The 22,052-nt window shown below is 50.7% G+C and carries 15 protein-coding genes, 1 pseudogene and 1 CRISPR repeat array; of the genes and pseudogenes, 4 read left to right on the forward strand and 12 right to left on the reverse strand.

The window, feature by feature from the left end:
* Window positions 1-354 precede the first annotated feature (354 nt).
* Together cas3 and sopD are read left to right on the forward strand one after the other, a co-directional pair.
* Complete coding sequence (gene cas3 / locus NAZ64_RS05030) at window positions 355-3,054, forward strand: CRISPR-associated helicase Cas3' (RefSeq protein ID WP_115285708.1); 2,700 nt, start codon at window positions 355-357, stop codon at window positions 3,052-3,054.
* A gap of 383 nt (window positions 3,055-3,437) precedes the next feature.
* Window positions 3,438-4,391, forward strand: a complete 954-nt coding sequence (sopD, locus tag NAZ64_RS05035) for an SPI-1 type III secretion system effector SopD (RefSeq protein WP_115395853.1) — start codon at window positions 3,438-3,440, stop codon at window positions 4,389-4,391.
* Between the two features lie 87 nt (window positions 4,392-4,478).
* On the opposite strand, the gene cysH is transcribed toward sopD, so the two are convergent.
* The 3 genes from cysH to cysJ all read right to left on the reverse strand — a co-directional run bounded on the left by cysH (window position 4,479) and on the right by cysJ (window position 8,800).
* Window positions 4,479-5,213 carry a phosphoadenosine phosphosulfate reductase gene (gene cysH / locus NAZ64_RS05040; RefSeq protein WP_023136478.1) on the reverse strand — a complete coding sequence of 245 codons (735 nt, stop codon included), beginning with the start codon at window positions 5,211-5,213 and terminating at the stop codon, window positions 4,479-4,481.
* 75 nt (window positions 5,214-5,288) lie between these two features.
* Window positions 5,289-7,001, reverse strand: a complete 1,713-nt coding sequence (gene cysI, locus NAZ64_RS05045; protein WP_001290646.1) for an assimilatory sulfite reductase (NADPH) hemoprotein subunit — start codon at window positions 6,999-7,001, stop codon at window positions 5,289-5,291.
* Window positions 7,001-8,800 carry an NADPH-dependent assimilatory sulfite reductase flavoprotein subunit gene (cysJ, locus tag NAZ64_RS05050; RefSeq protein WP_220569659.1) on the reverse strand — a complete coding sequence of 600 codons (1,800 nt, stop codon included), beginning with the start codon at window positions 8,798-8,800 and terminating at the stop codon, window positions 7,001-7,003. The genes cysI and cysJ overlap by 1 nt, the downstream gene beginning before the upstream one ends.
* Window positions 8,801-9,235: 435 nt before the next feature.
* On the opposite strand from cysJ, the gene queD reads away from it, so the two are divergent.
* Entirely contained in the window at window positions 9,236-9,598 is a 363-nt protein-coding gene (queD, locus tag NAZ64_RS05055) for a 6-carboxytetrahydropterin synthase QueD (protein ID WP_000108312.1), read from the forward strand.
* Window positions 9,599-9,687: 89 nt separating this feature from the next.
* On the opposite strand, the gene NAZ64_RS05060 is transcribed toward queD, so the two are convergent.
* The 5 genes from NAZ64_RS05060 to mazG all read right to left on the reverse strand — a co-directional run bounded on the left by NAZ64_RS05060 (window position 9,688) and on the right by mazG (window position 16,981).
* Window positions 9,688-10,485 carry an MBL fold metallo-hydrolase gene (locus NAZ64_RS05060; RefSeq protein WP_024798189.1) on the reverse strand — a complete coding sequence of 266 codons (798 nt, stop codon included), beginning with the start codon at window positions 10,483-10,485 and terminating at the stop codon, window positions 9,688-9,690.
* A gap of 97 nt (window positions 10,486-10,582) precedes the next feature.
* A CRISPR array of direct repeats spans window positions 10,583-11,831; the repeat unit is 29 nt; unit sequence CGGTTTATCCCCGCTGGCGCGGGGAACAC.
* A gap of 296 nt (window positions 11,832-12,127) precedes the next feature.
* On the reverse strand, window positions 12,128-12,799 hold the full coding sequence (gene queE, locus NAZ64_RS05065; protein ID WP_001199956.1) for a 7-carboxy-7-deazaguanine synthase QueE: 672 nt from the start codon (window positions 12,797-12,799) through the stop codon (window positions 12,128-12,130).
* Between the two features lie 135 nt (window positions 12,800-12,934).
* Window positions 12,935-14,233 (reverse strand): phosphopyruvate hydratase, encoded by a 1,299-nt coding sequence (eno, locus tag NAZ64_RS05070; protein ID WP_000036734.1) that lies wholly within the window; start codon window positions 14,231-14,233, stop codon window positions 12,935-12,937.
* Window positions 14,234-14,315: 82 nt separating this feature from the next.
* On the reverse strand, window positions 14,316-15,953 hold the full coding sequence (gene pyrG / locus NAZ64_RS05075) for a glutamine hydrolyzing CTP synthase (protein ID WP_000210863.1): 1,638 nt from the start codon (window positions 15,951-15,953) through the stop codon (window positions 14,316-14,318).
* Window positions 15,954-16,180: 227 nt separating this feature from the next.
* Complete coding sequence (gene mazG / locus NAZ64_RS05080; RefSeq protein ID WP_000210447.1) at window positions 16,181-16,981, reverse strand: nucleoside triphosphate pyrophosphohydrolase; 801 nt, start codon at window positions 16,979-16,981, stop codon at window positions 16,181-16,183.
* A 595-nt stretch (window positions 16,982-17,576) separates the two neighbouring features.
* Here mazG and NAZ64_RS05085 point away from each other — a divergent pair.
* Window positions 17,577-17,720: pseudogene (locus NAZ64_RS05085) on the forward strand (fimbrial protein); the annotation flags it as partial.
* An 18-nt stretch (window positions 17,721-17,738) separates the two neighbouring features.
* Here NAZ64_RS05085 and NAZ64_RS05090 read toward each other — a convergent pair.
* The 4 genes from NAZ64_RS05090 to rlmD all read right to left on the reverse strand — a co-directional run bounded on the left by NAZ64_RS05090 (window position 17,739) and on the right by rlmD (window position 22,023).
* Window positions 17,739-18,035, reverse strand: a complete 297-nt coding sequence (locus NAZ64_RS05090; RefSeq protein WP_220569658.1) for a type II toxin-antitoxin system RelE/ParE family toxin — start codon at window positions 18,033-18,035, stop codon at window positions 17,739-17,741.
* Window positions 18,001-18,357 carry a type II toxin-antitoxin system ParD family antitoxin gene (locus NAZ64_RS05095; protein ID WP_000480218.1) on the reverse strand — a complete coding sequence of 119 codons (357 nt, stop codon included), beginning with the start codon at window positions 18,355-18,357 and terminating at the stop codon, window positions 18,001-18,003. Before NAZ64_RS05095 ends, NAZ64_RS05090 begins: the two co-directional genes overlap by 35 nt.
* A gap of 84 nt (window positions 18,358-18,441) precedes the next feature.
* The gene (gene relA / locus NAZ64_RS05100) at window positions 18,442-20,676 is read right to left on the reverse strand and encodes a GTP diphosphokinase (protein WP_000226841.1); all 2,235 of its coding nucleotides are present in this window, start codon (window positions 20,674-20,676) and stop codon (window positions 18,442-18,444) included.
* Window positions 20,677-20,727: 51 nt separating this feature from the next.
* Window positions 20,728-22,023, reverse strand: coding sequence for a 23S rRNA (uracil(1939)-C(5))-methyltransferase RlmD (rlmD, locus tag NAZ64_RS05105; protein WP_483640882.1), 1,296 nt, complete (start codon window positions 22,021-22,023; stop codon window positions 20,728-20,730).
* Window positions 22,024-22,052 lie beyond the last annotated feature (29 nt).

The following is a 22,052-nucleotide window of genomic DNA, read 5'->3' on the forward strand; positions in this document are numbered from 1 at the left end:
TTTACTCCTGCAGGGCTATTTATTAAGCCAATTTGGAATATTAACTACCTATAGGTAGGTTCCGTCCTGAGGTATCTCTTAAATACTGTCATCGGAGTTATACTACATTTTCTCGAAGACGAAAATATAAATAAAAAGTAGATACAGTCTTAAACCAGACTATGTATTTTTTATAGTTATCTGTTATCTTTAATACGTTCCCTAAAATTATGGGATAAACCGTAGATACAGTCTTAATAGCGCAGCGTTCCCCGCGCCAGCGGGGATAACCTAATCCAGACAAAAAAACTGGCCAATTACCCGTATCCCAATTTATTATCGATTTCATTGTAATCCCCCTGCTACAGGAAAAAGATGACACAGATAGAATATCTGGACTACCTCTGCTATTGGGGGAAAACTGATAAATCAACAAAAAACATAACCTGTAATTATCATTTACTGGCATACCATTGCCTGGACGTTGCTGCATGCGGGAAATACATAATAAAAAACAATATATTCAATTCATGTAATATATTAAAGGAATGTAATATCTCAGGTACAAATGCAGAAAACTGGATAATCTGGTTTCTTGCCAGCCACGATATCGGAAAATTCGCCAGAGGATTTCAAAAATACGCCGAATTCCCAGACTCTCCCTTAGTCTCTCCCGTTAGCGGTGTTTCCGCGTTTGAGAGACATGATTCCTTAGGCTTCTATTTATGGGGTAAATTATTTGAAGCGTGGAGTTCAGGCAGTAATGAAATTATCGCAGGTATTGAACCAGAAAATCGCGCCAGGTTTGAAAGCGCTTTAAATAGCTGGATGCTTATTAGCACCGGGCACCATGGCATCCCGCCGGACACCATGAAAAACAGAAGCTCGCTGGCATTCACCGATGAAGACATTGTCGCAGCAACGCATTATCTGGAAGCATTAAGTGAATTATTTCCTTTCACTCTACCTCAGGAGTGGAAAACCAAAGCAGGGAGAAAATGTTTAAAACAGCACAGTTGGTTTTTCGCTGGGCTTGTCACCCTTGCCGACTGGATGGGCTCGGATGAAAGCCAGTTTCCACTGCTCAGCAGCGCCATGCCATTGAAAGATTATTGGCCTCTCGCTTGTGAAAAAGCCCAACAGGCCATCCTCCGAATGCCGCCGTTATCTCAGCACAGCTATTATCAAGATCACCGGGCATTATTTCCGTTCATTCAGACGCTCACTCCTCTTCAACAACGAGCAAGCGAACTGGATATTTCAGCACCCGGTGCACAGCTGGTTGTCCTGGAAGACGTTACCGGAGCAGGCAAAACAGAGGCCGCGCTGATTCTGACTCACCGCTTAATGTCAGCCAATAAAGGCCACGGTCTCTACGTTGGGTTGCCGACAATGGCCACCGCAAACGCCATGTATCAGCGCCTGGCATCGGCTTATCATGCGCTATTTACCGATGAGTCCAGGCCATCGCTCATCCTGGCACACGGTGGGCGAGAAATGTCGGACTCTTTCCGACAATCCATCTGGCAGCCAACAGAAAATATAGCTGAAGATTATGCCCGTGATGATGGCAACGCGACTACTGAGTGCCATACCTGGTTTGCAGATTCACGCAAAAAAGCGCTGCTGGCGGAAGTCGGCGTAGGTACGCTGGATCAACTCTTAATGGCGGTGATGCCTTTTCGCCATCAATCGCTCCGATTGCTAGGGATGCGCGACAAAATCCTGCTGCTGGATGAAGTGCACGCCTATGATGGTTATATGGTTAAATTGCTGGAAGGTTTATTGCGCTTCCATGCCGCCCAGGGCGGTAGCGCTATTATTCTGAGCGCCACTCTTCCCGCCGCTTTACGGGAAAAATTACTTAATGCGTTTAGCGATGGCGCGGGATTTATGAGCGCTGGTGGTAGCGATAACGCGGGTTATCCATGGTTAAGCCACCTCACTTCCTCCGGTCTGTTAGAGCAACCACTGGCCACACGTCCCGAAGTTCAAAGGACTGTAGCCGTTAATTGGATACAGCAGCGCCAGGAAGCACTGGACATTATTTATCGCGTTGTGGCAACCGGACAGTGCATTTGTTGGATCCGCAACACGGTTGATGATGCGCTGGATACTTACCAGCAGTTGCTACACGAGGGAATCGTTCCAGAGCAGGATCTTTTGCTTTTCCACAGCCGTTTTGCTTTTATCGATCGTATTGCTATTGAAAATAAAACGTTAAACTGGTTTGGTAACAATGCCCCCGTTTCTGAACGACGTGGTAAGGTATTAATCGCCACACAAGTCGTTGAACAAAGTCTCGATCTGGACTTTGACTGGATGATCACCGATCTGGCGCCGATTGATTTATTGATCCAGCGCGCCGGTCGCCTGCAACGCCATATCCGCGATGCCCATGGGCAACGAAAATCTACGCTTCCGGATGAACGCCAGCCACCAATATTGCATATTCTGGCCCCTCACTGGCAGGAGCAGGCAGAAGAGGGCTGGTTGGGGCAAGAGCTAAAAGGTACCGGCTTTGTTTACACCGATCATGCCTGCCTGTGGCGTACCCAGGCGCTGCTGCGTCAACATGGTGAGATCCGTATGCCGGATAATGCCAGAGCACTCGTTGACGGCGTATACGAGCAGAAAATTGCTGCGCCAGCAGGCTTGCAGACGATCTCTGACGTTGCCTTTGGCAAAGTCCTTAGCCAACGTTCAGTGGCTGCGCAAAATTTATTACGTTACGATCTCGGTTACGATCGAGAAGCCAGCGACTTTTTATGGGATAAAGATAGAGAATTTTCTACCCGTCTGGGTGAAGAGAGTGTTGATGTTTATCTCGCGAGAAAAGACATTGATGGACAGCTACGCCCTTTAGTTGATGAAATAGATTTCTGCTGGGAAAAAAGTCGCTTATCCGTCCGAAAATCATGGTGGCAAAAAAATTCTGGTACATTCCAATGTCCAGATGAGGAAACATTAGCCTGTTTCAGAAAACGCCACCATCGCCCTTCCGGACAGGTTGTGCTGGTATCTGATGCCGGAGAAGCTAGCTATTATAGTAAACGTTTTGGATTGGTTGGATAACGGGTATTATTCTAACTCCGTTGTATAGAGAAGTTATTACATTAGATTCACCAAAATCTTTGTAGCTTCTCTATCTACATCCATTTCCATGAATACCCTTAATTAATTAAATTTAACTACTTCATTTCATCATACTTTATCTCTCAGCATCAACACCATTCATGACAAACCAAAATTTAAAAAAACGACCATTTGCGGCGAATCATCTACCTTTTGTCTGAATTATCGTCACCACAAAGAATTACCAACCATAAATGTGCTGTATTGATAATGCCGTTCAAATTCTCTCCTGTAGTAAACCTTGTCTGTTTAATAAAAAAGAGGGAGTTGAACGATATATTTTACTCCGGATATTAAATAATATAAATTTGAAGGAAAATATTATGCCAGTCACTTTAAGCTTCGGTAATCATCAAAATTATACGCTTAATGAAAGTCGGCTTGCTCATCTGTTAAGCGCAGATAAAGAAAAAGCAATCCATATGGGGAGCTGGGATAAAGTCCAGGATCATTTTAGAGCGGAAAAAAAGGACCATGCGCTGGAAGTGTTACACTCCATCATTCACGGTCAGGGCCGTGGTGAACCTGGAGAGATGGAAGTTAACGTAGAGGATATAAATAAAATTTACGCCTTTAAACGGCTACAACATCTGGCCTGCCCGGCTCATCAGGATCTGTTTACTATCAAGTTGGATGCCTCTCAGACACAATTTTTACTTATGGTCGGCGACACGGTGATCAGCCAAAGCAATATTAAGGACATCCTCAATATATCAGATGATGCAGTGATAGAATCTATGAGTAGGGAGGAGAGACAGTTATTTTTACAAATATGCGAGGTAATTGGTGCGAAGATGACCTGGCACCCAGAATTACTTCAGGAGTCGATTTCTACTCTACGAAAAGAAGTGACGGGCAATGCACAAATCAAAACGGCGGTTTATGAGATGATGCGTCCAGCAGAGGCTCCAGACCACCCGCTTGTCGAATGGCAGGACTTACTTACTGCAGATGAAAAATCGATGCTGGCCTGTATTAATGCCGGTAACTTTGAGCCTACGACTCAGTTTTGCAAAATAGGTTATCAGGAGGTACAAGGTGAAGTCGCTTTTAGCATGATGCATCCGTGCATCTCCTATTTACTACACAGCTATTCACCGTTTGCAGAGTTTAAACCAACAAATTCTGGTTTTTTAAAAAAACTTAATCAGGATTATAACGACTATCATGCAAAAAAAATGTTTATTGATGTAATTCTTGAAAAACTATATCTAACCCATGAACGTTCTTTGCACATTGGTAAAGATGGGTGCAGTCGCAATATATTACTGACATAAAGATAGTCAGTAATATAACCAATTTAAAATCCGGCTGCCTGCCGGATTTTTCATAGCAGCAAGTATAATCATACCGCGTAAGGACAATTACCCTTCATGCAGCCCGCACTCACGTTTCAGTCCGAAGAAGCGTGTCTCTTCTTCCGCCATGCCCGGCTCCCACTTGCGGGTAGTATGTGTATCGCCCACCGACAGATAGCCCTGATCCCACAGCGGATGGTATTTCAGACCATGCTTTTGCAGATACTGGTAAACCGTGCGGTTATCCCAGTCGATAATCGGTAGCACTTTAAACACGCCGCGCTGGATAGCGAGAACAGGTAAATGCGCGCGGCTGCCGGACTGCTCGCGACGCAGACCCGCAAACCACGTCTGCGCTTTCAGCTCTTTTAGCGCCCGGTTCATCGGCTCGACTTTGTTGATGTCATTGTATTTCTCAATACCTTCTACGCCCTGCTCCCACAGCTTGCCGTAGCGCGCTTCCTGCCAGGCCGGACTTTCGCCCGCGCGGTAAACTTTCAGGTTGAGTTTGAGTTTGTCCGTTAACTCATCAATAAACTGATAGGTTTCCGGGAACAAATAGCCGGTATCGGTGAGGATCACCGGGATATCCGGGCGAATCTGGTTCACCAGGTGCAGGCTCACCGCCGCCTGGATGCCAAAGCTTGAGGAGAGCACGTATTCGCCGGGCAGATTTTCCAGCGCCCAGACCACGCGTTCTTCGGCAGTTAGCGTTTCCAGTTGGGCGTTGGTTTCCGCCAACGCCAGTACGCGATCGACTTTTGGCAGTTCATTCAATGCGTTGAGATCGAGTTGGGACATAAGTTCCTCACTGTTTGCCTTGCCTGATGGCGCTGCGCTTATCAGGCCTACACAGACGCCATCCGGCAATTCAGGTTATTCCCAGAAATCACGCGCGGGATCGAGCACCGGGCGAATGATGCCCGCACGCACCGTAAAGTCGCCGAAGCCTTCACCCGCTTCACGCTCTTTCGCCCAGCGCCCAATCAGTTCATCCAGCGAAGCCAGAATATCCGGCTCGGTGATATTTTCTTGATACATCCGTGGGATACGTGTCCCAATACGGTTGCCACCAAGATGCAGGTTATAACGACCCGGCGCTTTCCCTACTAAGCCAATTTCCGCCAGCATCGCGCGACCACAGCCGTTCGGGCAGCCGGTCACGCGCATCACGATATGCTCATCAGGAATGCCGTGTTTTTCCAGAATCGCCTCCACTTTGTCCGTGAACGACGGCAGGAAACGCTCGGCTTCCGCCATTGCCAGCGGGCAGGTCGGGAACGATACACAGGCCATTGAGTTTTCACGCTGCGCGCTCACGGCATTCATCAACCCGTGGTCGCGCGCCAGCGTCTCGATTTTCACTTTCTGGCTTTCCGGCACGCTGGCAATAATCAGGTTCTGGTTAGCGGTAATACGGAACTCGCCCTGATGAATCTTCGCGATCTCCAGCAGGCCGGTTTTCAGCGGGCGCCCCGGATAATCCAGGATACGACCATTTTCAATAAACAGCGTCAGGTGCCAGTTGTTGTCGATCCCTTTCACCCAACCGATACGATCGCCGCGACCGGTAAACTCATACGGGCGGATCGGCTCAAATTTGATCCCCGCGCGACGCTCGACTTCCGCTTTAAACGTCTCCAGTCCCACGCGCTCAAGGGTGTATTTGGTTTTGGCGTTTTTCCTGTCGGTACGGTTACCCCAGTCGCGCTGCGTCGTCACTACCGCTTCCGCCACCGCCAGGGTGTGCTCCAGCGGTAGATAGCCAAACTCGCTCGCGGTACGGGCATAGGTTTTCTTATTACCATGCTCAATAGACAGACCGCCGCCCACCAGCAGGTTAAAGCCGACCAGCTTGCCGTTTTCGGCAATCGCCACAAAGTTCATGTCGTTGGCGTGCAGATCGATATCGTTTTGTGGCGGGATCACTACCGTGGTTTTGAACTTACGCGGCAGATAGGTCTGCCCGAGGATCGGCTCTTCATCGGTGGTCGCTACCTTCTCCTGATCGAGCCAGATCTCCGCATAGGCGCGAGTGCGCGGCAGCAGATGTTCAGAGATCTTCTTCGCCCATTCGTAGGCTTCCGCGTGCAACTGCGATTCGTACGGGTTGGAGGTGCACAGCACGTTACGGTTCATGTCGTTGGCGGTCGCCAGCGCGTCCAGACCGACCGAATGCAGCATCTGGTGCACCGGCTTGACGTTCTTCTTCAGAATGCCATGGAACTGGAAGGTCTGGCGGTTGGTCAGACGGATACTGCCATAAATCGTGTTATCCGCCGCGAATTTATCGATCGCCTGCCATTGCGCCGTAGTAATCACCCCGCCCGGCAGGCGGCAGCGCAGCAGCATGGCGTGGCGCGGCTCCAGCTTCTGCGCCGCACGCTCGGCGCGAATATCGCGGTCATCCTGCTGATACATGCCATGAAAGCGTATTAGCAGGAAGTTGTCGCCTTTAAAACCGCCGGTGAGACCGTCGTTCAGATCTTCCGCAATGGTACCGCGCAGGTAGTTGCTTTCCAGCTTCATGCGCTCGGCATCGGACAGTTTACCTTCGACCACCAGTGGGCCTGGATGTTTTTCGCTCATTAGTAGACATCTCGCTGATAACGGCGCTCTACGCGCAGCTCACTTAAATATTCATCTGCCGATTCGAGGTCCATACCACCGAATTCAGCGATCACTTCCAGCAATGCTTTTTCGACATCTGCGGCCATGCGCCTGGCGTCGCCGCAGACATAAATATGCGCGCCATCATTGATCCAGCGCCACAGCTCGGCGCCCTGTTCACGCAGCTTGTCTTGTACGTAAATTTTTTCTTTTTGATCGCGTGACCAGGCGAGATCGATACGGCTTAACACCCCCTCTTTCACGTAGCGCTGCCACTCCACCTGATAGAGGAAATCTTCGGTAAAGTGCGGGTTGCCGAAGAACAACCAGTTCTTACCTTCCGCCCCTTCCGCCGCACGCTGTTGCATAAAGGCGCGGAACGGCGCGATGCCGGTGCCAGGGCCAATCATAATGACCGGCGTCTGTGGGTTAGCAGGCAGGCGGAAGTTATCGTTATGCTCAATAAAGACGCGAACTTCGCCCTCTTCTTCCACGCGGTCAGCGAGGAAGCTGGAAGCGCCACCGGCGCGGGCGCGGCCTTCAATGTCATAACGAACCACGCCAACGGTGATATGCACTTCGCTCTCCACTTCAGCCTGTGCGGAGGCGATGGAGTAGAGGCGCGGCGTTAGCGGACGCAGCAGGTCGATTAGCGCCTGAGCATCCAGCTGCGCCGGAGAGAAACGCACCATATCAACGATCGGCGTGGTGGCGGCATACTGTTGAAGCTGGGCTTTATCGCCCACCAGCGGCAACAGCGACTCACTGCGCGTCAGGGTCGCGTAGTTCTCAACAATGTTGGCGGTATTCACCGTCAGCTCGAAGTGCCACTCCAGCGCTTCGGCGAGCGGCAGGGTTTTACCGTCAACCGTCACCGGCTCATCGCCTTTCAACCACAGCAACTCAACCAGCTCTTTCACCAGATCCGGATCGTTCTGATACCAGACGCCCAGCGCATCGCCCGGCTGGTAACGCAGACCGGAGTCGCCTAAATCAATCTCAATATGACGAACGTCTTTTTCCGAGTTGCGACCGGTGATTTTCTGATTCACGGCGAGGGGCGCGGTCAGCGGCGCGTCTTTGGTATAGGGGCTGGTATGGATATCGTTTACCGCGCCAGTAGCGACGGATTGCGAAGGTGCCGCGACAGGTGCGCGGGACTTCAGAACATCAACCACGCGGGCGCGCCATTCGCTGGCAGCGGCCTGATATTCAACGTCAGCATCGACACGGTCGAGCAGACGTTCACCGCCCAGTTCCGCCAGTTTGCTGTCAAAATCTTTTCCGGACTGGCAGAAAAATTCATAAGAGGTGTCGCCGAGGCTAAACACGGCAAAAGCGGTGTTTTCCAGTTTCGGCGCTTTTTTCGAGAACAGGAACTTATGCAGCGCGACGGCCTCTTCCGGCGGCTCGCCTTCTCCCTGGGTGGACGTCACTATCACCAGCAGTTTTTCACTGTCAATCTGTTTGAATTTGTAGTCGCCGGCGTTCACCAGTGTCACATTAAGGTTGGCCGCCAGCAGATCATCACGCAGCGCTTCCGCCACACGACGCGCGTTGCCGGTTTGCGAAGCGGAGATAAGCGTAACCCCCGGCATCTTCCCCTCAGGAGCAGGCGTGACGGCAACAGTGCCTGAGCGCGGGTTCAGTACGCCCCAAAAATAGCCGGAGACCCAGGCAAGCTGTTCGGGAGTAAGGTCGGTTGTCGCGGCCTGAAGGCGCGCCAGTTGCTCCGGATTAAGCGGAAGCAACCCAGTCAGTGGAGCCGGTGTCGTCATGCGTCGTTATGTTCCAGTAAGCAAAGCGGATCTATACACAAAAGCATTCAAGTTCGCTGTAGCCCAGACTGTAAGCTGAGCGCGCCCCAGGAGCGTACATAAATACGTGACTGGGGTGAGTAAACGCAGTCAACACAGATGCGGCTTGAAGGATGAAGTGTATAAGCGATAAATCCCAAACTGAGGATAAGGTTAACGGTGAGAGGAATAACAATTAAAGAAGGGTTGGAAATAACAAATAACCAAATGAACTAACCTGTTTTAGTTATCGTTATTAACGCCAAAATCGATTTTATAATTGATTGATAATTATTAATTTTTCTGGAAATTCTTAAATTAATTGCCCGTCACAAGGCGGAGAATGGTTTTAGTTAATGATAAAAAATGCGCTTTCCGGTACCCTACGGCGGTTTTTTTATTGCCTGAGAGTTCATCATGTCCACCACGTTGTATAAAGATTTCACCTTTGAAGCCGCTCACCGCCTGCCTCACGTGCCTGAAGGGCATAAGTGCGGCCGCCTGCACGGACACTCGTTTATGGTGCGTCTCGAAATTACCGGTGAAGTCGATCCACATACCGGTTGGATTATGGATTTCGCGGATCTCAAAGCGGCGTTTAAACCTACTTACGATCGTCTTGATCACTACTATCTGAATGATATTCCAGGGCTGTCCAATCCCACCAGCGAAGTGCTGGCAAAATGGATTTGGGATCAGGTTAAGCCCGTCGTGCCGCTACTGAGCGCCGTGATGGTGAAAGAAACCTGTACAGCCGGCTGCATCTATCGCGGCGAATAAGGTTTATTAACGCGTGGGCTGGATGCCAAATTGATTCCAGCCTATTCACACGACGTTTTATCAGTGAAAACATTGTCCAGCGCGTGGTGTTAAAAGCGCAGCACATCACCGGTTGCAGGTGCGGTTATTTCCGGTAGCCACAACCGCCCCCAGGCCCCTGTACAGTGACAACCGCATAGTTTTTCAGGTTTTTGTTCTTGCAGAAAGCGCCTGACTCGCCACATCGTGAACGGTGATGCGCAGCGGAGATGAAATCCGCCGACAAGCGCGTAAATCCGCTTTATACCGGTAATGTTCTGACAGTGCCGGACAATATTTGCGATCCCCCGATGCCCGCATCCCGTAATGATGACTAATCCTTTTGCCGATTGGTAAATCAGTACGCCCTCATCCAAAATAGAGTCCGGCTCCGCATCGTGGCCGCCAAAAATGCCGTAGGCTTCAGGCGCGACCACCGGTATTTCCCCTGACCAGATAAAGTTTTCGCCAATCGGCAGGGGGTCACGCGTGTACATCATTCGATAGCGTGAATAGTCCACCTCACGCGACAATTTTTTTATTTTGCGGGTAATACCGAGAAAAGTCATTGCCGCATAACGTTCGCGCGCAATATCGGGATGGCAGATGATTCGACTGTTATCAGGAAGCCACGGCACGCCGCCGTAATGATCGTAATGACCATGCGAAAGCACCACAGCAGACACATCGGACAGGTCGATCCCCATCGCCGACGCGTTTTGCATAAAACTGCCATCAGGGCCGGTATCGAACAAGATCGACGTAGACTCATCCTCGACCAACAGGCTTAATCCTGGCCGGGCCTTCAACGATTTATCCGCTCCAGCTCCCTTATGATTTTCGAGCAATACCCTGATCCTTAACGCCATGGCCTTCTCCTGTATAAAAGCCTCCCCGGGAAAACGCGGCCTTTTTACTTTACAGGTTTGTAGCAGCCATTACTGGTACACAGATTATGATTATGCAACGGCTATCCCCGCTGGCGCGGGGAACACTCGTAGTCTTCCGGGTAGGCGTTTTCATCCGGCGGTTTATCCCCGCTAGCGCGGGGAACACTCTTTATCAGCTAACCATTTCCAGAACTCGTCCGGTTTATCCCCGCTGACGCGGGGAACACAGTGCCGATGCGCGGTATCTGGGGAATTTCGCCGGTTTATCCCCGCTGGCGCGGGGAACACCACATTTCTTTTAGACTGATATATCTCGACGTCGGTTTATCCCCGCTGGCGCGGGGAACACCTCTCCCCTGACTTCCGCTGCAGACCTGAAAACGGTTTATCCCCGCTGGCGCGGGGAACACATTGAGCGTCGAGCACTCGCCAGGCGACAGATCGGTTTATCCCCGCTGGCGCGGGGAACACCTAAACCTCAAAAAATAAGACCATTGCCAGAACGGTTTATCCCCGCTGGCGCGGGGAACACTACTTGGCTTGCACCAGCATAAGCCGCATTCCCGGTTTATCCCCGCTGGCGCGGGGAACACGGTTTTGCGGGAATGCCCGGGTGCTTATTCCCCGGTTTATCCCCGCTGGCGCGGGGAACACCTAAACATCGCGTATGCCTCCGCGCGCATGCCCGGTTTATCCCCGCTGGCGCGGGGAACACCGGTACAGGTGACATAACGATTAACGGCGAGACGGTTTATCCCCGCTGGCGCGGGGAACACACTCACCCCATTACCCTACCCGAGGCATTTTGCGGTTTATCCCCGCTGGCGCGGGGAACACTTCATTGGTCATGTCTCCGTTATTTAAACAAACGGTTTATCCCCGCTGGCGCGGGGAACACGAGCGCGGCACGGGTGCCAGCCGCGCTAATAGCGGTTTATCCCCGCTGGCGCGGGGAACACGGTTCAGATGAATGATGACGGTTCTATAATGTCGGTTTATCCCCGCTGGCGCGGGGAACACAAACGAATTGCATCATTTTTGTACACGTCGATCGGTTTATCCCCGCTGGCGCGGGGAACACTCCAAAAGGCACACCGTGGTAATAAAAAATCACGGTTTATCCCCGCTGGCGCGGGGAACACATAACCGCCGCGTCGCCGAGCGCGATCTGTTCCGGTTTATCCCCGCTGGCGCGGGGAACACGCCGCCGCAGTTAAGGAGTGTTACATCAATGCCGGTTTATCCCCGCTGGCGCGGGGAACACATATGAAATGAGCTAATGAACTACCAATTACGCGGTTTATCCCCGCTGGCGCGGGGAACACACTAAACGGATATCATTGTTTATAAACTACTTTTTATCAGCACCACATTCTACCAACATAATCGCAACAATTTAAATTATTAAAGAACAGCTAATTTGCTGATTTTGATGCAAAAAAGTTCATAGAATGATTTTTTCTTTAAATTTACCAAAATAGCGTGATCCGTGCATCGCTATGGAAAAATTTATCAGCGCTTTTATACACTCATCGAAATTCACATAGAGAAAATAAACAATGCAAGGTAATGGATGAGTCACAGACGGCATCGGCAGGCCGTCTGTAAGATTAGTAATGCATCAGGCGATATTTAAATATTTATGCGTTTGCATAGACAGCCGCCAGTTACGTGCAATACAAGTTTCAATACACAGACGCGTCGCGTCTTCTTTCTGGCTAATGGGCTGCAAAGCAATCACGCGCGGTTTATCATCGCTCAACGTGGCTAACAGTTCATCCAGCGCCTCAATATCACGAACTCGCCCAACGGGATGCTTGATTTCATTGGCGCGCTCCAGCGCCTGGGAAAGCACGTCATATCCTCCGCGCATATTCACTTTTGGTGAAACCGTTACCCAGGTGTTAGGCGTACAGCGCACTTCGTGCGTCCCGCTGGTTTCAATCTGACAACTAAAACCACTCTTTTCAAGCAGATCGGTGAGCGGCATGAGGTCGTGAATACAGGGTTCGCCACCGGTGATGACAACGTGACGCGCGGTATAGTCCTGACGATTAATCACCGCCAGCAGATCTTCACTGCTCGCAGCACCCCATTTGTCACTCTCTTTGGTTTTTGCCAGAATGCTGAACAGAGACACTTCCCGATCGCTCAGTTTATCCCAGGTATGCTTAGTATCACACCAGGCACAGCCGACCGGACATCCTTGTAAACGAATAAAAATAGCGGGGACGCCGGTAAAATAACCCTCGCCTTGTAGGGTCTGGAACATCTCGTTAATCGGGTACTGCATAGCGTTCTCTGTTAAGGGGATAATCGTTAATTATTGCAGATTTCGTCTGCCCGGTCATGCACAGCGGCTGCGCTATTGAACAGATACAAAAAAACCCGCCGAAGCGGGTTTTTACATTAAGAGGTAAAAGCAGGATTACGCCTGGCCTTTGATCTCTTTACGACCGTTGTACGGTGCTTTTTCGCCCAGAGCTTCTTCGATACGAATCAGCTGGTTGTATTTAGCAACACGGTCAGAACGGCTCATAGAACCGGTTTTGATCTGGCCTGCTGCGGTACCAACAGCCAGGTCAGCGATGGTAGCGTCTTCAGTTTCGCCAGAACGGTGAGAGATGACAGCAGTGTAGCCAGCGTCTTTCGCCATCTTGATTGCAGCCAGAGTTTCGGTCAGAGAACCGATCTGGTTGAATTTGATCAGGATGGAGTTAGCGATGCCTTTCTCGATGCCTTCTTTCAGGATTTTGGTGTTGGTTACGAACAGGTCGTCACCAACCAGCTGGATTTTGTCGCCCAGTACTTTGGTCTGGTATGCAAAACCGTCCCAGTCAGACTCGTCCAGACCATCTTCGATGGAAACGATCGGGTACTGTTTGGTCAGTTCTTCCAGGAAGTGGGTGAATTCTTCGGAGGTGAACGCTTTGTTGCCTTCGCCAGCCAGAACGTATTTACCGTCTTTGTAGAATTCAGATGCTGCGCAGTCCATCGCCAGGGTGATGTCTTTACCCAGCTCGTAACCAGCCGCTTTAACCGCTTCAGCGATTACCGCCAGCGCTTCCGCGTTGGAGCCCAGGTTCGGCGCATAGCCGCCTTCGTCACCCACAGCGGTGTTCATGCCTTTGCCTTTCAGCACTTTTGCCAGGTGATGGAAAACTTCAGAACCCATACGGATGGCTTCTTTAACCGTTTTCGCGCCAACCGGCTGGATCATGAATTCCTGGATGTCGACGTTGTTGTCAGCGTGCTCGCCGCCGTTGATGATGTTCATCATCGGAACCGGCATGGAGTATTTGCCCGGAGTGCCGTTCAGTTCAGCAATGTGCTCGTACAGCGGCATACCTTTAGCGGCAGCAGCAGCTTTGGCGTTAGCCAGAGAGACAGCCAGAATGGCGTTTGCACCGAAGTTAGATTTGTTTTCAGTACCGTCCAGGTCGATCATGATTTTGTCGATGCCAGCCTGGTCTTTAGCGTCTTTGCCAAGAATAGCCTGAGCAATCGGGCCGTTAACCGCGCCAACAGCTTTGGTTACGCCTTTACCCAGGAAACGGGATTTGTCGCCATCGCGCAGTTCCAGCGCTTCGCGGGAACCAGTAGAAGCACCTGACGGAGCCGCCGCCATACCTACGAAACCACCTTCCAGGTGTACTTCAGCTTCAACAGTCGGGTTACCACGGGAGTCGATGATTTCACGACCGATGACTTTAACGATTTTGGACATTAGGTTTTCCTCAAGTCACTAGTTAAACTAAAACTTCAGACAAACGGTGCACCGCTGAGGGTGCACCGCCGTTCTAACTTTTTTACTTCGCCTGACGTTTCTGATGCTCGTTGGCGGCTTTAACAAAGCCAGCGAACAACGGATGTCCATCACGCGGCGTGGAAGTAAATTCCGGATGGAACTGACAGGCCACGAACCACGGATGATTCGGTACCTCAATGATCTCGACTAACTGATCATCACCGGAACGGCCTGCGACACGCAGACCCGCTGCTTCAATTTGTTTCAACAACATATTGTTGACTTCGTAACGATGGCGATGACGTTCAACAATCGTCGACGCGCCGTACAACTGACGTACCAGACTGTCATCGCTAAGCTGGCACTGCTGCGCGCCCAGGCGCATGGTGCCGCCCAGATCGCTTTTCTCGCTACGGACTTCAACGTTACCGTCTTCATCGCGCCACTCGGTAATTAACGCCACAACCGGGTACTTACAGTCTGGCACAAATTCCGTTGAGTTGGCGTTGTCCATGCCGGCCACGTTACGAGCGAACTCAATCAACGCAACCTGCATCCCCAGGCAAATGCCCAGATAAGGAATATTGTTTTCACGCGCATAGCGCGCAGTGGCGATTTTACCTTCAACGCCACGATAGCCGAAGCCGCCGGGGATCAGGATAGCGTCCAAATCTTTCAGAATTTCGACGCCGCGCGTTTCAACATCTTGCGAATCGATCAATTTGATGTTGACGGTAACGCGGTTTTTCAGACCACCGTGTTTCAGCGCTTCGATCACCGACTTATAGGCATCCGGCAGTTCAATATATTTGCCGACCATGCCGATAGTCACTTCGCCTGCCGGGTTCGCTTCTTCGTAAATGACCTGTTCCCATTCAGACAGGTTAGCTTCCGGACAGTTCAAGCTGAATCGTTTACAAATATAATCATCAAGCCCCTGAGATTTCAACAGGCCTGGAATTTTATAAATGGAATCGACATCTTTCATTGAAATAACGGCTTTTTCCGGCACATTACAGAACAATGCAATTTTTGCACGCTCGTTGGCAGGAACCGCGCGATCGGAACGACAAATCAGAATATCGGGCTGAATACCGATAGACAGCAGCTCTTTCACGGAGTGCTGAGTCGGTTTAGTTTTCACTTCGCCCGCAGCCGCCAGGTAAGGTACCAGCGTCAGGTGCATAAACAGCGCGTGTTCACGACCGATATCTACCGCCAATTGACGAATCGCCTCAAGAAACGGCAGCGATTCGATATCACCGACGGTACCGCCGATTTCCACCAGTACCACATCGTGGCCTTCGCCACCTTCCAGCACGCGCTCTTTAATCGCGTTAGTGATGTGAGGGATTACCTGTACGGTTGCGCCCAGATAGTCGCCACGGCGTTCTTTACGCAGAACGTCGGAGTAGATGCGGCCAGTCGTGAAGTTGTTGCGGCGAGACATCTTGGTGCGGATGAAACGCTCGTAGTGCCCCAGGTCCAGGTCGGTTTCAGCGCCGTCTTCAGTAACGAACACTTCCCCGTGTTGGATTGGGCTCATAGTACCCGGATCGACGTTGATGTACGGATCCAGTTTCATGATGGTCACGTTGAGACCACGGGCTTCCAGAATGGCTGCGAGGGAGGCTGCGGCAATGCCTTTACCCAGAGAGGATACGACCCCGCCGGTCACAAAAATATAGTTCGTTGTCATGCGGAACCTGAGAAGTTAGGTTTAAAAGACGATGGAATAACCAGGACGGGAAAGCAGTATACCCGAACATGACCTACGCCACAAACTTTCATTATTCCTCCTCTTCGTCAGGCTGACATTCACACAGGGAGGGAGAAAATAGCCCCTTTGAGGTAAATGTTTTTGACGTAAATCAAGCGCTTGTTATTTAAAAAATCACACAAATCGCTCTTGACCGCCTAAAACCTTTAGAGATCAATTTCCTGGCGTTTTACTTCCTGCCAAACTTCTTCCATTGTTTCCAGGTCCACCCCGGTCATTTCCAGGCCTCTGGCTGCGACAATACGTTCAACTTCGCGAAAACGACGTTCAAATTTATCGTTCGCTTTTTGCAAAGCGAGCTCCGCTTTCGTACCTAAATGACGCGCCATGTTGACCGTGGCAAAGAGCAAATCGCCCATTTCCTCTTCCAGTTTAGCCTGATCAACAACCGCCTGCCGCGCCTCGAACATCACCTCATCGATCTCTTCATAGACCTTATCGACGACCGGTCCCAGCGTCGTCCAGTCAAAGCCCACGTTTGAGCACCGTTTCTGGATTTTTTGCGCGCGCATTAAGGCCGGTAAACTGCGCGGAATATCGTCCAGCGCGGAATGCTGCGCTTTTTGCGCGCGCTCTTCCGTTTTGATTTGCTCCCAGCGAACTAATGCTTCTTCGCTATTACCTGCGGAAATCTCGCCAAAAACATGCGGATGGCGGCGCTCCAGCTTGTCGCTGATGGCAGCGCAGATATCATTAAAATCGAAGCGGCCTTCTTCCTGCGCCATCTGCGCGTAAAACACCACCTGGAACAACAGGTCGCCCAGTTCGCCGCGCAAATCGTCAAAATCCTCACGCGCAATAGCATCCAGTACTTCATAGGTTTCTTCCAGCGTATAAGGCGCGATGCTGGCGAAGGTCTGCTCTTTATCCCACGGGCAGCCGTTTTCCGGGTCACGCAAGCGCTGCATGAGGGTGAGAAGACGGTCAATTTGATGGTTAGTTGTCATGGTTTTTAATCGGTTGTAAATACTAGCGACAATTGTAACGTATTATTCTTAACCATTCACGCACAGAGACACTACGGCAACGCCTATATAATAAAATATATTGTTAACAGGTGTTGAACGCTACCTCTCCCGTATAATTTTAAAATTATTAATCGATACACAACAATATAATAATCATATAACTAACTTATTAAAAAAAACAGATATTTGCACCAGGCATTATAAATAACATCAATTAAGCAAACGCTATAAGCACCCCACCCAAAGAGCCTTCTCTTTCAAAAAAAATAAATTATTTCACTTTTACGGAAAAACGAGTAGCATGCACACCAGTTTAATATTCAAAAAAGACCACTTTTTTTGTTTTTTCTGGAACATACATGAAAATAAACATATTGAAAGTATTACATATAATATTTTATGAGCCTGTACGATCATTCAGCCCTTAAGAATACACTCATAAAAATGTAGAAATATAATATTTTTATTATGACCTATTTTTTACCCAAAGCCCGCAGCATAGCTCTATGCCGCATATCCCTTGGTATACACGTACAAAATGCTGCCATAAAACACGTTAATTAAGGATAACACGATGAAGTCATCTCATTTTTGTAAACTGGCAGTAACTGCATCTTTAGTTATGGGAATTGTCTCCGGCGCTCAAGCCGCGGGTAGCAACACAGCAAAGGTCACTTTCCTTGGTAATATTGTTGATTCCCCCAGCTCTATCACACTTGTTTTTTAGATAAAAAGGCTATAACCAATTTACATGCTTACCAGCATCCTGATGCTGGCTCAGAATACGTATCACGATAACTTCCGTAACTGATTGTATAAAATAGATAATATGCCTTTCAAACGGTAAGGCATAAATGTATTCACCCAGTTCAGGTCGAGGCGTGCCAATGTTATTGGCACTCATAATGCTGAATATTTCTGATAGATGATTAATATATCGATCGGCCTGTATTTCGCCAAAATACAGCCAGCCGTAATGCCAGATATTTTCCAGATCTTCACTGGCCTTTGGCGTTAATTTTACCGTTCTCATCGGGTTTGATCATCCCTGTTTTGACCTTCCGTAAAAAGGCGTCCTTTTCCCAGGCCTGGGGCTCTCCGCTGTTCAGACCTTCAGCCAGAAGTTCACGTAACGCCTGAAGTCGTGACTCGGCCTGTTTTTCCCTCAGCAGACGAAGAGACTCTCTGATCACTTCACTTTGTGTTCTGTAATCACCTGATTCTATGAGCGATTCAATAAACTCGCGCAGTTCATCGCCAAGATCAACGGTCATTGTTCTGGCCATAACAGCCTCCACTGTAAGTATAAATCTTACATAAGAGTACACCGGAAATGAAATGTACGTCAAAAACATACCCCATATCTCATGCTTATGGGGTTGGTTAATGCGGCTTTGCTGAACGAGTAGCAAAGCCGCTACATTATTACTGTCTGGGGTTTACCCCCCGTGCAAACGACGGGCATCAATCACATCCGGCACCTGGTTCAGCTTACCGAGCACGCGGCCCAGCACCTGCAGGTTGTAGATCTCGATGGTCATATCAATGGTGGCGATCTGCTGCTTAATGTCGCTGCGGCTGGCGACGCCCAGCACGTTGACTTTTTCGTTAGCCAGAATGGTGGTGATATCACGCAATAAACCGCTGCGATCGTTGGCCTGGACGCGCACCACCAGCGAATATCCCGCCGAGTAGCTTTCGCCCCATACCGCCTCTACGATCCGCTCCGGCGCATGTGAGCGCAGTTCCGCCAACTGTTCGCAATCGGCCCGGTGCACGGAAATCCCCCGCCCCTGAGTAATGAAGCCGACAATTTCATCCCCCGGAATCGGCTGGCAGCAGCGGGCAATGTGGTGCATCAAATTACCCACGCCTTCTACCACCACGCGCCCGTCGTCTTTACGACGATTTTGCGGCGCGTATGTTTTTTGCTGAAGCTGTTTCAGCGCCGCTGCATCCTGCTCCTCTGCACTCGGCTTATTGAACTGCGATTGCAGGAAATTCACCATCTGATTAAGACGGATATCACCGCCGCCTATCGCCGCCAGCAACTCTTCCAGCTCATTAAAGTTGTAGCGCGGCAGCAGATGTTTCTCGGCCTCTTTCAGGCTTATCCCCAAATGCGCCAGCTCATCGTCGAGGATCTGCCGTCCAGCCAGGATATTTTTGTCACGGTCCTGTTTACGGAACCAGGCGTGAATTTTCGAGCGTCCGCGGCTGGTCGTCACATAGCCCAGGTTTGGATTCAGCCAGTCGCGGCTGGGATTCGGCTGCTTCTGAGTGATAATTTCAACCTGATCGCCCATCTGTAACTGGTAGGTAAACGGTACGATGCGCCCACCAATTTTCGCGCCGATGCAGCGGTGCCCGACATCGCTGTGGATGTGGTAAGCAAAATCGAGCGGCGTAGATCCGGCAGGCAAGTCAACCACGTCGCCTTTTGGCGTAAAAACGTAGACCCGATCGTCAAACACCTGGCTGCGCACTTCATCCAGCATTTCGCCGGAGTCGGCCATCTCTTCCTGCCAGGCGATCAGCTTACGCAGCCACGCAATTCTGTCTTCATGGCCGGAACGCACGCCGCCGGACGCGGCGCCTTCTTTATACTTCCAGTGCGCCGCCACTCCCAGTTCGGCGTCTTCATGCATCTGTTTGGTACGAATCTGGATCTCAACGGTTTTACCGCCCGGCCCCAGGACCACGGTGTGGATAGACTGGTAACCGTTCGGTTTCGGGTTAGCGACATAATCATCGAATTCATCCGGCAGGTGACGATAATGCGTATGCACTATCCCCAACGCGGCGTAGCAGTCTTGCAGACGTTCAGCGACAATACGCACGGCGCGCACGTCAAAGAGTTCATCAAACGCCAGATGCTTTTTCTGCATTTTGCGCCAGATGCTATAAATATGTTTTGGTCGTCCGTAGACTTCCGCCTGCACGCCCTCGTTTTTCATTTCGGCGCGCAGATGTCCAACAAACTCTTCGATGTAATGTTCGCGATCGAGACGGCGCTCATGCAGCAGTTTGGCGATGCGTTTGTATTCCGCCGGATGCAGGTAGCGGAAACAGTAGTCTTCCAGTTCCCACTTCAGTTGCCCGATGCCCAGACGATTAGCGAGCGGCGCATAGATGTTGGTACATTCTTTCGCCGCCAGCACGCGCTCATCTTCCGGCGCCTCTTTCACTTCGCGCAAATGAGCGATTCGCTCGGCCAGTTTGATGACCACGCAGCGGAAATCATCCACCATCGCCAATAACATTCGACGGACGTTATCAACCTGCTCCGAAGAAACAGAGTCGTTATGAGTGGCGTTTAGCTGACGGATCGCCGCCATATCGCGCACGCCATGAATCAGGGTCACGATAGATTTGCCGACGCTTTCGCGCAGTACATCTTCGCTGACTACGTTGGCGTCGGCCAGAGGGAACAGTAGCGCCGCCCGCAGCGTGTCGATATCCATACTCAGCGTGGAAAGAATTTCTACCATCTCCACGCCACGCCACAGCAACAGATCCGCATCCGGATGTCCTTGTGTCTGTTGCAGGCAATACGCCCAGGTTTCGGCTAAGCGCTCACACGACTGCTGGCTGGAAATTCCCAGGCTTGCGATCCACTTCTTCGGATCAAATTCACCAGCTTTATTAATATGTGCACTTCTTACCGCGACCATCGTCCTCTCCTTAAGGGACCAGGCCTACCGAAGTCGGTAAGCCGGTAATCATTACATGCGCTCGAACAGAACCATTGATTCCAGATGTCCTGTGTGCGGGAACATGTCGAGCATCGCTAAACGCGTAACCTCATATCCCGCATTGACTAGCGCTTCACTATCGCGCGCCAGCGTCGCCGGGTTACAGGATACATAAACAATGCGAATAGGTTTTAATTTTATAATATGTCGCATCACTCCTGTAGCCCCCGCACGCGCAGGATCAAGTAAGACTTTGTCAAAGCCGTTTTTCGCCCACGGCTGCTTCGTGACATCTTCCTCCAGGTTCTCATGGAAGAATGTCACATTATGTAAACCATTGCGGATGGCGTTTTCACGGCCTTTTTCTACCAGCGCCGGAACGCCCTCAACCCCTACCACGCTTGCCGCGTGCGTTGCCAGCGGCAGCGTAAAATTCCCCATTCCGCAGAACAGATCCAGGACACGATCCTCGGCGCGCACATCAAGCCACTCCAGCGCGCGGGCGACCATTTGCTGGTTTACCACCTCATTAACCTGAATAAAGTCTCGCGGACTGAAGGCTAAACGTAAGCCGTGCGAATCATACCAGGGCGCCTCGCCAGATACCGTTTCCAGTATCTCGCTAAACGGCGCCAGAAACAGAGACAATCCCTCAGAATGCGAAAAGCGTTCCAGTTTTTCTTTATCCGCCGCACTTAATGGCGCGGTATGGCGCAGAATCATCAGCGTACCGCTTCCCGCCTGTACCAGCTCAACATGCCCAAGATGTCGGGTGCCGTGTAAACTCGCCAGACACGCCCTGATTCGGGGCAGCAATGCTTCAAGCTGGGGCGCCAAAACGGGGCACTGTTCGACATTGACGATATCGCTGGAACCCGCTTTGCGAAATCCCATTTGCAGCGGTTTATCCGGCGGGCAATTCAGACTTAACCGCGCACGACGCCGATAACCCCAGGGCGCGCCGGCGATGATGTCATTCACCTCGTGTTTCATCAAACGCGCCAGCGCCGCGCTTTTGCTGCGTTGTTGCAGGGCGATGCTGATATGCTGTTGCTGACAACCGCCGCAGACGCCAAAATGCGGGCAGCGCGGCGTTTCTCGTTCCGGGCTATCATTCAAACGACGCGAAACGCGTGCGCGGGCAAATTGCTTTTTATCTTCTGTAATAATGACTTCTGCGCTTTCCTCAGGCAATAAACCGGGGATAAACAGCGCCTTTCCGTTATGACGGGCTACGCCCTGACCAAATGAATCGAGGTCATTGACTTTAACGGTTATGATCTGACGCGTCGTCACGCGCCGTTTTGCAGAGTAGAATTGCGCCATCGACCAGCTTTTTCTCAATTTAACAGTGT

The sequence above is a fragment of the Salmonella sp. A1325 genome, assembly GCF_056991255.1.